The 12,377-nt window shown below is 32.4% G+C and carries 14 protein-coding genes; 5 read left to right on the plus strand and 9 right to left on the minus strand.

The annotated features are described in order from the left end of the window. Nucleotides 1–66: 66 nt before the first annotated feature. The 5 genes from PQ463_RS19280 to PQ463_RS19300 form a co-directional block, all read right to left on the minus strand. Nucleotides 67–831, minus strand: coding sequence for an SGNH/GDSL hydrolase family protein (locus PQ463_RS19280; RefSeq protein ID WP_274255060.1), 765 nt, complete (start codon nucleotides 829–831; stop codon nucleotides 67–69). A 58-nt stretch (nucleotides 832–889) separates the two neighbouring features. Continuing rightward, on the minus strand, nucleotides 890–1,318 hold the full coding sequence (locus tag PQ463_RS19285; RefSeq protein WP_274255061.1) for a hypothetical protein: 429 nt from the start codon (nucleotides 1,316–1,318) through the stop codon (nucleotides 890–892). A 67-nt stretch (nucleotides 1,319–1,385) separates the two neighbouring features. Further along, nucleotides 1,386–2,159, minus strand: a complete 774-nt coding sequence (locus PQ463_RS19290) for an AraC family transcriptional regulator (RefSeq protein WP_274255062.1) — start codon at nucleotides 2,157–2,159, stop codon at nucleotides 1,386–1,388. A gap of 116 nt (nucleotides 2,160–2,275) precedes the next feature. Then, on the minus strand, nucleotides 2,276–3,058 hold the full coding sequence (locus PQ463_RS19295) for a DUF3050 domain-containing protein (protein ID WP_274255063.1): 783 nt from the start codon (nucleotides 3,056–3,058) through the stop codon (nucleotides 2,276–2,278). 91 nt (nucleotides 3,059–3,149) lie between these two features. Further along, complete coding sequence (locus PQ463_RS19300; RefSeq protein WP_274255064.1) at nucleotides 3,150–4,328, minus strand: acyl-CoA dehydrogenase family protein; 1,179 nt, start codon at nucleotides 4,326–4,328, stop codon at nucleotides 3,150–3,152. A gap of 166 nt (nucleotides 4,329–4,494) precedes the next feature. Between PQ463_RS19300 and PQ463_RS19305 the strand changes: the two genes are divergently transcribed. Beyond that, nucleotides 4,495–6,276 (plus strand): helix-turn-helix domain-containing protein, encoded by a 1,782-nt coding sequence (locus PQ463_RS19305; RefSeq protein WP_274255065.1) that lies wholly within the window; start codon nucleotides 4,495–4,497, stop codon nucleotides 6,274–6,276. A gap of 10 nt (nucleotides 6,277–6,286) precedes the next feature. On the opposite strand, the gene PQ463_RS19310 is transcribed toward PQ463_RS19305, so the two are convergent. The 4 genes from PQ463_RS19310 to PQ463_RS19325 are packed head-to-tail and all read right to left on the minus strand — an operon-like array spanning nucleotide 6,287 to nucleotide 7,030. After that, complete coding sequence (locus PQ463_RS19310) at nucleotides 6,287–6,433, minus strand: hypothetical protein (protein ID WP_274255066.1); 147 nt, start codon at nucleotides 6,431–6,433, stop codon at nucleotides 6,287–6,289. A gap of 50 nt (nucleotides 6,434–6,483) precedes the next feature. Beyond that, nucleotides 6,484–6,633 (minus strand): hypothetical protein, encoded by a 150-nt coding sequence (locus tag PQ463_RS19315; protein WP_274255067.1) that lies wholly within the window; start codon nucleotides 6,631–6,633, stop codon nucleotides 6,484–6,486. Between the two features lie 50 nt (nucleotides 6,634–6,683). Then, nucleotides 6,684–6,830 (minus strand): hypothetical protein, encoded by a 147-nt coding sequence (locus tag PQ463_RS19320; RefSeq protein ID WP_157957733.1) that lies wholly within the window; start codon nucleotides 6,828–6,830, stop codon nucleotides 6,684–6,686. 50 nt (nucleotides 6,831–6,880) lie between these two features. Next, nucleotides 6,881–7,030, minus strand: coding sequence for a hypothetical protein (locus PQ463_RS19325; RefSeq protein WP_274255068.1), 150 nt, complete (start codon nucleotides 7,028–7,030; stop codon nucleotides 6,881–6,883). A gap of 585 nt (nucleotides 7,031–7,615) precedes the next feature. Here PQ463_RS19325 and PQ463_RS19330 point away from each other — a divergent pair. The 4 genes from PQ463_RS19330 to PQ463_RS19345 all read left to right on the plus strand — a co-directional run bounded on the left by PQ463_RS19330 (nucleotide 7,616) and on the right by PQ463_RS19345 (nucleotide 12,376). Next, a complete protein-coding gene (locus PQ463_RS19330) occupies nucleotides 7,616–9,172 on the plus strand; it encodes a vitamin K epoxide reductase family protein (RefSeq protein WP_274255069.1) in 1,557 nt (518 codons plus the stop codon). 61 nt (nucleotides 9,173–9,233) lie between these two features. Then, nucleotides 9,234–9,416 (plus strand): hypothetical protein, encoded by a 183-nt coding sequence (locus PQ463_RS19335; protein ID WP_111425937.1) that lies wholly within the window; start codon nucleotides 9,234–9,236, stop codon nucleotides 9,414–9,416. Nucleotides 9,417–9,676: 260 nt separating this feature from the next. Further along, complete coding sequence (locus PQ463_RS19340; protein ID WP_274255071.1) at nucleotides 9,677–9,868, plus strand: hypothetical protein; 192 nt, start codon at nucleotides 9,677–9,679, stop codon at nucleotides 9,866–9,868. A 315-nt stretch (nucleotides 9,869–10,183) separates the two neighbouring features. Next, nucleotides 10,184–12,376: a peptidase domain-containing ABC transporter gene (locus tag PQ463_RS19345; RefSeq protein WP_274255072.1), complete on the plus strand. Its 2,193-nt coding sequence runs from the start codon at nucleotides 10,184–10,186 to the stop codon at nucleotides 12,374–12,376. Nucleotide 12,377 lies beyond the last annotated feature (1 nt).

Raw genomic sequence — 12,377 nt, forward strand, 5'->3', positions numbered from 1 at the left:
ATTTACAGCAATATACAAAGGTACCTTTATTTTGTTTTAAAATATTTTACTAATGGTAAAACTAATTTATTTCTGCAAAGCAGTTTTAACCTGAGGAATCATTCTGTCTACAAACATCCTATAAGCAATTTCAGAAGGATGCAGACCGTCTGAAGCAACTAAGCTCGGATTGTTGAGGCCTTGTCTCGTAATGTCGGTAATTGAAATAAATGCAACATTTCTGGAGATACAGCAGTTCTCAGCAAAACTGTTATATTGATTTATCTCGTTCGAAATTTTTATTCGGTTTGAATCGGTATAGTTGGCAGCAAATGGAGTATAGGTATAATCTGGAATCGAAAGCACAATCACATTTTTGTTGTTGCCTTTGGCCAATGCAATTGCCTTATTGAGCAATTGTGGAAATTCTTTTTCGTAAATCGAAAAATCTAAATGTTGATATTGATTGTTGACGCCAATTAAAAGTGTAACCAAATCATAATTGGATTCTGGATTTTGAGAATCAATTGCAGAAATTAAATTAGCAGTTGTCCATCCTGTTGTTGCAATGACTTTTAATGAAAAAGCAGTCTCGGGATAAATTGTCTGTAATTTAGCTTTGAGCTGCTCAGGATAGCGGCAAGTTTCGCAGACACTTTGTCCAATGGTATAACTGTCTCCTAAAGCGAGATAATTTATGGATTTTGAAATTGGGGTTGTAGGAACTTCTGCGGTTGGCGGAGTTGTTGCAGGAGGAACCGAATTATTCTCAGAATCTGATTGCTCAGCGCTGCAGCTCAATAAAAATATGCTGAGTATAACAATAACTATTTGTTTGAAATGCGGTTTCATAATTTTGGCAAATTAGGTTTGTGAACATCTTAAACAAATAGTTACGTTAAATAGCTGGTTACGGTTTTGTGGCTTCTCTGTAAATATTTCTTTCCATGATGATGTTTAATCTTGTGAACATTTCAGAGATATTAAAACCTTCTTTTTTGTACTCATTCTGTACGGCTTCTTTTGCGCTTTTCAAGACCTTTTCATTTTCCCAAACCGCAATTGTTATGTAAATTAAATTGCCATTTTCGTCAATACGTTCGTACGCATTGTCATTTACAAATCCGTTTAAATGTTTTATGAAGTTTCGGTTGATGCGTACTCGTTCTAAAAATTCTTGTTTTGATTTTTCGGGAACAATAAATTTATCGATAAAAATTTGCTGCATGGTTTCTGATTTTTTAGGTTTAATTTCTGAGTTGATAGTTGTTGATTGAGCATTTGTTCTATAGCTTAATAATGTCAATAAGACAATTGAGATTAAAAGATTTGTTTTCATAATTCTTGTTTTTATTGATGTAAAATTCAGAATTGTGAAAACCAAATCATTGTAAAAAATCATTGATTTACCAAAATGAAGGAAAGTTGAAAAACTCTGTTGGAGTTTGTCCTGTAAATAATTTGAAGTCTTTATTAAAGTGAGACTGGTCAAAATAACCCGCGTCAAAAGCCAGATCGATGAGGTTTTGGTTTTTTTGTTTGTGATCAATAATTGATTTTATACGAACAACATAGCAAAATTGTTTTGGCGAAGACCCAATTGTTTTTCGGAATCTTTTCTCAAATGCATCTTGACTGATAAAGAGTGCGTCGGCAAGTTCTTTTATTTTAATAATGCCTTTTTTGGATTGTATAATGTTAATGGCGGCAGAGATTAAATCGTCGGGTTTATAATTGTGGAGTCTTGATAAAAGAAACTGTTCTATAATCGCAATTTTTTGATTGTTGGTTTTCGCTTCCGCTAAAAGTTCTTCGATAACGGCAATTTTTTGCTGCGGAATAAAGTTGTCAAGCGAAACACTTTCTTCAAATAATTCATGAAGCGGTTCTTTAAAAAAGGCTTTAGCGCCAGCTTCTTTAAATTGAACGACAAGAGTTGCCGTATCTTTTGCATAATTAATTAAACGTACTGATTTGCGAATACCTGAAATTGTAGAAACGGGCAGTTTATCGTGCTGATTTTCTTTAATGTAGTTAATGTTGCCTTTGCATCGAAAAGCAATTGCTAGCGAAGTGCTGGGCAAAACCCTGTTTGTCAATTCGTCTTCGCTTTCTATAATTCTATAAGTCTTAATAAAAGGCTTTAACTGTTCTGTTGGAATGAAATCGATAATTTTCATTTGAAAGTGTTTTTCAACAGGTTGAATGTCAAAGGTATGAAAAACAAAATTCCAATAACTTAATTGTTTGTTGAAACAGTTAAGTTATTGGAATTTTTAAAGAACTTATTTTATTTTTAAACCATTTCGGTTTTCATTACGATTTCTTCTTCAATGGCATCCCAAAGAGCGATACGTTTTTCTAGGGCAAGAATCGAAACTTCTTCCACTTCTTTCCATTTTTGTGCATCGTCTTCACATAATTCTGTAATCATTGTCATAGCCATAGGACCGTGCTCATCAGCATCTAGTTCGATATGTCTTTCAAAATAGTATAACAATTTTGTCAAATCGGTTTCTGGAAGATTCTTTTGAAAGTTTTTCAGAATCTCAGTAAACATACTCGGAATAAGGTCTTCTCTTCCGAAAGTAAAAGCGGCTGCAATTTCGTGTGGTTTTCCTTCTTCGATTACTCTAAAAGTAAAATCAAGAAAAGCTTTTACATTTGGATGAAGCGAACTTTGTTTGATTGCCACGAATATATTGTGCAGAGAAGTCACTTCTGATAAAAAGCTTAAAATTCCTGTTGTATTAGCGCCACAAGCTTCCATTGCTTCAAGATACATTTCGTAGTGGCTTTGTCTTCTTCCGTCTAGGGTTAAATCTGTTTCTTCTGCCAAGACAATTTCGTTAATTAAATAACGCGTACCAGGATTTTTTGTAGCAAACCATGGCGTTGTAGTGCAAGTAAGTTTAGCTTGTAAAGCTTTTAATAGTGACATGAAATCCCAAACAGCAAAAACGTGAGTTTCTAAAAAACTGTGCAGGTCGTCTATATTTTGAATCTTATTGTATAAGGAATGTTTTAAAAGTTGATCTTTTTGAGGTTGTATGCTTTTGTTTATCGTTTCGATATTCATTTGTGAAAAAATTTTGATGCAAAGATAAAAAGCTTCTCCGTCAAGAAGAAGCTTTTCGCATTGATTTTATGTATATTTTAATAATTACAGCTTATTTAAATGCTGGAATTCCAGTCACATCCATTCCTGTTATCAATAAATGTATGTCATGAGTTCCCTCATAAGTAATCACGCTTTCAAGGTTCATCATGTGGCGCATAATAGAGTATTCGCCTGTAATTCCCATACCTCCGAGCATTTGTCTTGCTTCTCTAGCAATGTTGATTGCCATATTTACGTTGTTGCGTTTTGCCATAGAAATCTGGGCAGTTGTTGCTCTGCCTTCATTTCTTAAAACTCCTAAACGCCAGGTTAATAATTGTGCTTTTGTGATTTCAGTGATCATTTCAGCTAGTTTTTTCTGCTGTAGTTGAGTTCCTCCAATTGGTTTTCCAAACTGGATTCTTTCTTTAGAATATCTTAAAGCGGTATCATAACAATCCATTGCGGCGCCAATTGCCCCCCAAGCAATTCCGTAACGTGCAGAATCTAAACAGCCAAGCGGAGCACCAAGACCAGATTTATTAGGTAAAAGGTTTTCTTTTGGAACTTTTACATTATCAAAAATTAATTCTCCAGTTGCAGAAGCACGTAGTGACCATTTGTTGTGAGTTTCTGGAGTTGTAAAACCTTTCATACCGCGTTCTACAATTAAACCATGAATTCTGCCTTCTTCATTTTTAGCCCAAACAATTGCAATGTCAGCAAAAGGAGCATTAGAAATCCACATTTTAGCACCATTTAAAAGATAATGATCTCCCATATCTTTAAAATTGGTAATCATACTTCCAGGATCAGAACCGTGATCCGGCTCAGTTAAACCGAAACATCCGATGTATTCTCCTGTAGCAAGCTTTGGCAGATATTTCATTCTTTGTTCTTCATTTCCATATTTCCATATTGGATACATTACAAGCGAAGATTGAACAGATGAGGTAGATCTTACGCCAGAATCGCCTCTTTCGATTTCTTGCATAATTAAACCATAAGAAATTTGGTCTAATCCCGCACCACCGTACTCTACAGGAATATAAGGCCCGAAACCACCGATTTCTCCAAGACCTTTAATAATTTGTTTAGGAAATTCTGCCTTTTGAGCATATTCTTCTATTATAGGAGAAACTTCTTTTTTTACCCAAGCACGAGCAGATTCGCGAACCAATTTATGTTCATCTGATAGTAAATCGTCTAGGTTAAAATAATCTGGAGATTGAAATAGGTCTGGTTTCATGTTTTCTAATTTTTAGCAAAGCAAATTTACATAATAAAAATATAACAAATACGAGTTAAATTGTTATATTTTTTTACTGTAAAAATAAAATTAATAGGAATTTGGCAAATTAATTGTAGTTTTTTGATAATTTATAGACTATTTTTGAATACCAAAAATAAACTTAATGAGGCTAATCATCTCTTTTTTCTTTTTACTATTAATATTTTCTAGTGGGACTGCTCAAAACAGAGAGGAATTCACGGAGCAAAAGTACTTAGAATTACAGGATAAAATCCGTTTTAGCATGAATGGTAATTTTGACCAGGGGCTTGAATATGCAGCTGAATTAAAGACATCTAACAACAATGAACACATAGCTTTTGCTTACGGGGCGGGATCTTACCTTTATCAATTAAAAAATGATAGAGCTAAATGCGATGAATGGTTTGCCAAGGCATTAGCTCATTATAACAAACTTCCAGAATCTGTTCAAAAAACAAATCTAAGAGCTTACCTATATAATTATAGAGGACTAACAGAATGGAAAAGACGAAATTTTAGTAATGCTCTCAGTAATTATCAGGAGGGAATTAAACTTTCTATTAAAACTAAAGATGTTATTCAAACTGTAAAGTTTAAAAGCAATATTGCTTTAGTTAATGAAGCTGTGGGTAATTACGAACTTGCTGTAAAAAACCTTAGACAGAACAGTGATTTTTTGGATAAGAATGAAAGTCTTTATGAGAAAGATCAATTCCAAAACAGTAAAAGTAACATTTATACCAATTTAGGAAACGTCTATGAAGGTTATTACATGAAGAACCGAAGCAAGTCAGTTTTACTTGATTCGGCAGAATACTATTATAAAAGGGCGATAACCTATTCACAAAACTATATAGATAATAAAATGACGGCTACTTTAAGTCTAGGAAATATCTATTTGTTAAAAAAAGATTTTAAAAATGCAGAGAAAGCTTACTTTGATATTTCGATGTACGCGAAGCAAAATAATGATGAAAGTTATTTCAAGACTGCAAATTATAACTTGGGAGATCTCTTTTATACTCAAAAAAAATACGATAAAGCTTTAATTTTCTTGAAAAAAGTCGATTCTCTTTATCTAAAGGAAAAGAAAATAGACATGAGTTATTTTCAGTCCAATTATATCCAAGCCAAAATTTATAATATTCAAAACGAACCTGAATTAGCTTTTAAGCATTCTAAAATTTATTTAGATTCTTATGAAAAATATGAAGGACAATTGCGAGAAGAAGCTTTAGAAGTTAATTATAAATTAGGAACTGCGAATCTGAGCGATGAGATGTTGAGCATTCAGGAGAAGTATAAATATGAGGTTTTATGGAATAAAGCCCTAAAAGTCTTCTATGTTATTTTGGTTGTTGGGATTGTATTTTTTCTAATTAAAAATATTAGAGATAAAAATAAAGCTCAGAAAAAAATGAATGCTTTAATTGAGGAATTTAAAGCTAATCTTGAGAAAAAAGAAATTGAAAAAGCAGAAATCGAAAAAGCAGCATTGGAAAAAACTATAGTTGTGGAAGAGTTTCCAGAACTAGAAGATGGTCAGCTTAAAAAGGAAAATGCAAATCTTAGTATCGATGAGGCAAAAGAAAATAAAATTGTGGAAAAATTACTGGCATTAGAAGAAAAACTAGAATACTTAAATGCCGATTTTACACTTTCGTATGTTGCTAAAAAAATTAAAACCAATACGACTTATTTATCTTATGTTGTTAATAAACGATTTGGAAAATCTTTTGGAGAATATTCAAATGAATTAAAGATTAATTACGTTATTAATCAGATGATTACAAATCATTTGTATCGCAAATATTCGACTCAGGCAATTGCAGAAAGTGTTGGTTTTAAAAATGCCGTATCATTTGCAAAATCGTTTCGCAAAAGAACTGGAGTATCTCCAGCTCAATTTGCGAACAATATTTAAAGCTGAATTATTAACCATTTCCTCCGCCATTAGTTTTTATTGGATAGCTTATAACGGGCGGATCAATAGTTTCCTCACCTCCGCGAATAATTCTTTGAGTTTTTGTGTCTATTTTTTCTAGTTCAAAATCTTTGAATGTCAATATTTTAGTTTTCATGATTTAAATTTTTTTAGTTGTTTTTTACATTGTGTATTTGCAAATGAGAATCAGCCATTTCCTCCGCCATTGGTTTTAATAGGATAGCTTATAACAGGCGGATCAACAGTTTCATTCTCCCCTCCTCGAATAATTCTTTGAGTTTTTGTGTCTATTTTTTCTAGTTCGAAATCTTTGAATGTCAATATTTTAGTTTTCATGATTTAATTTTTTTTAGTTGTTTTTTACCTTGTGTATTTGCAAATGAGAATCAGCCGTTTCCTCCGCCATTAGTTTTTATGGGATAGCTTATAATGGGCGGATCAATAGTTTCCTCACCTCCTCGAATAACTCTTTGAGTTTTTATGTCTATTTTTTCTAATTCGAAATCTTTGAATGTTAATGTTTTAGTTTTCATGTATTCTTTTTGGGATTGATTTATTTGTATTTTACTGTTTAAGATGTTAGTTAACCGTTTCCTCCACCATTAGTTTTCAAAGGATCGCTTGGTGTAGCCGGATCAGTGGCGTCATTACCTCCTCCTTTAATAAGTCTTTGTGTTTTTGGATCAATTTTTTCTATTTCGAAATCTGTCAATGTGAATATTTTATTTTTCATGTTTTTGAATTTTTAGTTTATATTTTTAAAGTGTTAAGTGTTGTATACTTTTTTTAAAGTATTATCAAACGCATCAAAAAATGAGCGTTAAAAAGGAACTGTGCGAATAGTTTTTTTTGAGTTGTTATTGATCAAAAGCAGTGAAAAAAACGAATTTATTTGTGAGGGATACTGACCAAATTATGGTTTGCTTTTTGCTTTTAGAGGAAGTTTTTTTGCTTCTGATTTGAGGTTTTTTTTTGACGATTTGAAGTCATTTTTTCGACCTCTTCTTATGATTTTCTTTCTTCGAAATCATGTCATTTTCTTGTCCTTATTTTCATGTTTTTCAATGTTTAGATTATTACCTATCCAAAACTAGATAAAAAGCAAAACCGTTAATCGAAAATGGGCTTTTTGAGCTTTTTGTTGAAAGAATAAACATGTAATCTTAAGTGTGTCAGGGTATTGCGAACTTTACTATACTTGGTATAATTTATAAATTGTATGTGGTATAATTAATAAAATGTATGTGTTTATGTGATTTTTATCAATAAAAACCCCAATCTTTGCAGTGTAATTATGATTTTAAAACATTAAAAAACGATGTTAAAACTGGTCCAAAAATTTCTGCAAATCAATCGATACTCAGATATCAAAAATGAGTTTAAGGACCTGTTTTTGTCTCATCCAAATTATCCGAGTTTGTTTGCCATTACAGACTCGTTTGATTTGCTTTCTGTAGAGAATGCAGCAGTAAGAGTTTCGAAAGAACAGATTGAAGAGTTGCCTTCAAATTTTTTGGCGTATTTTAAAGATGAATTGACGCTAGTTGAAAAGATTAAAAGCGGTGTTAGAATTACAACTACAAAAAAAGGAGTACAAAAGTTATCCTATGATAAATTTCTCTTAGATTGGAATGGAGTAATTGTTGCCATTGAGCCAAACAATGTCGTAGCAAGAGATAATTTAAAAATAGAATACAACTGGCTAAAATATTTTCTGCCTCTTGTGCTTGTAGGGGGATTGTCTTTCTACTATAATCGTTTTGATTGGTTTAGCGCTTCGTTTTTGGTAACATCAGTTTTAGGGCTAATTGTAAGCATATTTATTGTTCAAGAAAGATGGGGAGTTAAAAACACTGTAATTTCAAAATTCTGTAATTTGAGTTCTAATTCTTCTTGTCATTCTGTAATAAGCTTCAATGATGATATTGCAAATAGATGGCTGAGTTTCTCAGATTTGCCATTGCTCTTCTTTAGTTCAAGTATTGTAGCAATATTGGTTAATCCTTTAAGTTCAGCAGTTTTTGTTGGATTCTTAAGTCTCTTGGCAATTCCAATAATAGTTTGTTCAATCTGGATTCAAAAGTTTGAGATTCAAAAATGGTGTATCATGTGTCTTGCAATATCATTTTTAATATTGGCACAAAGCATTGTTTGGTTTTCGTCTGATTTTTTCACATTGAGTTTCAGTTTTAATGAAATATTCCCTTATGTGTTCTCTTTATTGCTTTTAATACCAATTTGGGCAGCAGTTAAAGTAATGATAAGAAAAATGCTTGATAACGAAAACTCTCTAAAAGAGCTTAAGAAGTTTAAAAGAAATTACTCTTTATTAAATTTCTTATCTAAAAAAGTAAAATATACAAAAGGATTTGAAGATTTAAGAGGATTGACATTTGGCAATAAAAATGCAGGAGTTAGACTTTCTGTAATTCTTAGTCCTAGCTGTGGGCATTGCTATAGAACTTTTCAAGAAGCTTTTGATTTAGTATTGAAGTTTCCAGACAAAATATATTTGAATGTTCTTTTTAATATTAATCCTGAAAACAACGACAATCCTTACAAGGCAGTTGTAGAAAGACTTTTGACTATTAACAGGACGTCACCTGGAAAAACAGTTGAAGCAATTTCTGATTGGTATATTAAGAGAATGACTCATAAAAAATGGCTTAAAAAATGGAATGTTGATTCTGTAAGCATGATGATAAATCAGGAAATTCAGAAACAATATGATTGGTGCTCTATGAACAATTTTAATTACACACCTATTAAAATTGTAAACGAAAGGCTATTTCCAAATGAATACGAATTGAACGAGTTAAAATATTTCTTGAATGATTATGTAGAGGAAGTTCAAGTTCTGGAAAAGATAGCTTAGAAATGCAGAAGCTTCGACTGCTAAAATAGAAGAAAATAACCCCGATTAAAAACCTGCAGTTATGTTAAAGAATATTTTGAAATTGAAAGGTGCAGTAGAATTGACTGCTAATGAACTGAAAACAATAAATGGAGATCATGCTCCAATTTGTGAAGATGGATTTAAGGCCAAAAGATGTACAGAATTTGGAACCGTGCCAACATACTGGAACTGTATACCAAATAGCTATTTCGGAGGCTGCTAGAGAAAAATAAGTATCAAAAGTTATTACAGATTTGAGGCTTAAACCAAAAAACGTAAATAGCCAGTTATGTTAGAAAAGATTTTAAAAAGCAAAGAAACAAGAAAGCTGACAAAAAAAGAGCAGAAAAATATTCTAGGAAACGAGTATCTACAAGAACTTAATTGTCATGATACTGCAGTTGAGAAATACTCTGCTTGCTAATTTTTAATATTAATTAGCAATAGATAAAACACTGTTGTTATATAAAAAAGGTATTAATTATGTTAAAGAAGATCTTAAACCTAGAAGGTGCTCAGTGCATTAATAAAAATGAGCAGAAAACCATAAAAGGAGGAATTCCAGAATGCTGGGTTTATGCTTTAGAAGCAGGATGCTTTTTAATACCGCCAGGCGAAACTTGTCCGCTAAATACATCATCGGGTATTTGTGATACAAGTCGTCTTTGTTGTTGATTTTTAACTTTTTTAAAAGTAATACGATATAGCCTTATTTAGAATTTAGTCATGTTTTTTTTGAATGTATAGGCGCTCGATCGTGGAACATTGAGCAAATTCTCAGTATTGATGATTGGTACTGAGATTCTTAGGAGTTGGCCGATAGGTTGTTTTTATTTGGTTAGGGTAACCGCGGCCATGTCCTAAAGAAATTGTGTTGCTAAAAATTTGTTTTTAAATACTGAAACAGAGAAGATTTAGGTCTTCTCTGTTTTTTTTATGGATTAACAAGAATTTTTTTTCTTAATTTGGTCTTTAATAAATCAAAAACAATTGAAACGATTCATTCATTATAGACAAGCTGATCAAAAAGATTGTGGCCCAACATGTTTAAAAATTATTGCTAAATATTACGGTAAAACAATCAATATTCAGGAGTTGAGAGATTTTAGCGAAACAACTCGTGAAGGAAGTAATTTGCTTTTTTTGAGTGGTGCGGCCGAGAAAATTGGATTTAGGACCTTAGGCGTAAAATTGTCTGTAAAAAGAATTGAAGAAGCTCCATTACCTTGTATCCTGCACTGGAATGATAATCATTATGTAGTTCTTTATAAAATTAAAAAAGGAAGATATTACATCTCAGATCCCGCTTTTGGTCTTTTGGACTACAGTAAAGAAGAATTTGTTAAGTTTTGGATTGGTAATAATGCCGACGATAAAACGAAAGAAGGAATTGCATTGCTGATTGAAGCTACACCTAAATTTTTTCAATCTGATTTTGACAAAGAAGAAAATTCAGGATTAGGATTCAGATTCCTTTTCAAGTATTTATTTCAATACAAATCATTCCTTATTCAGCTTGCAATAGGACTTTTAGCAAGCAGTTTGCTTAACCTGATTTTTCCATTTTTAACCCAGAGTATTGTCGATGTCGGAATTCAGAATCAGAATATCCATTTTATTTATCTGATTCTCTTTGCGATGCTTTTTGTTTTCGCAGGAAGAACTGGATTAGAACTTATCAGAAGCTGGATTTTATTGCATTTGTCAACGAGAATCAATATTTCTCTTATTTCCGATTTCTTTATCAAATTAATGAGTCTGCCAATTTCCTTTTTTGATGTGAGAATGACAGGTGATATTATGCAGCGTATAAATGATCATCGGCGTATCGAAAAAATACTTACTACATCATCGCTTAATGTATTCTTTTCTGTAATTAATATGTTTGTGATGGGAGCTGTTTTGGCCTATTTCAATCTGAAAATATTTCTCGTTTTCTTTGGAGGAAGCCTTCTTTATTTTGGCTGGATCGTGCTGTTTTTGAAAAAAAGAAAAGCATTAGATTATAAACGGTTTGCGGAGGTTTCAAAAGAGCAGAGTAAAGTAATGGAGCTGATAAACGGAATGCAGGAAATTAAACTCCACAATGCCGAAAAACAAAAACGATGGGGTTGGGAGTATGTTCAGGCAAGACTTTTTAGAGTTTCGATAAAAGGACTGATTTTAGAGCAGACACAAACAATTGGCTCTTCGATTATTAATGAGTTAAAGAATATATTTATCATTTTCTTGTCGGCTAAACTGGTGATAGATGGTTCTATCACACTGGGGACAATGCTTGCGATAAGTGCCATAGTAGGAAGTTTAAACGGCCCGATTACTCAGTTGATAGAGTTTGTGCGAGAATTACAGGACGCAACGATTTCACTTGCCAGATTGTCCGAAATTCATCAGAAAGAAGACGAATTACAGCAAGAAATTAATCAGACAAACGATGTGCCTCAAGATGTAGATATCGAAATTAAAAATCTTACTTTTCGTTATTTAGGAGCAGATGTTCCTGTTTTAGATAATTTGAGCCTGTTAATTCCATCTAATAAAGTAACAGCGATAGTAGGGGTCAGCGGAAGCGGTAAAACAACCCTAATGAAATTGCTTCTGAAGTTCTACGAACCTGAAAAAGGAGAAGTCCTAATTGGCAATACACAGCTTAAAAACATATCACAAAATGCCTGGAGATCTAATATTGGTGCCGTAATGCAAGAAGGTTTTATTTTTAGTGATACAATTGCTAATAATATTGCTTTTGGAGTAGATCATATTGATAAAGAAAGATTATTGTATGCAGCGGATGTTGCCAATATTAAAAGCTACATTAGCGAGCTTCCTCAAGGTTTCAATACCAAAATAGGGGCAGAAGGATTGGGTATGAGTACTGGTCAGAAACAGCGGTTATTAATTGCGCGGGCAGTTTACAAAAATCCTGAAATTCTATTTTTTGATGAAGCAACTTCAGCTCTTGATGCAAATAATGAAAAGGAGATTATGAAAAAACTTGATCTCTTTTTTAAAGAGAAAACGGTGGTGGTAATAGCCCATCGATTGAGTACGGTTATGAATGCAGACCAGATTGTGGTTTTAGAGAAAGGAAAAATTATCGAAATAGGAAGCCATTCGGCATTAGTAGAACAAAAAGGAAATTATTTTGAACTGGTTAGAAATCAGCTGCAGTTAGGAAATTAAT

This window comes from Flavobacterium sp. KACC 22763 (genome assembly GCF_028736155.1).
Classification (GTDB): domain Bacteria; phylum Bacteroidota; class Bacteroidia; order Flavobacteriales; family Flavobacteriaceae; genus Flavobacterium.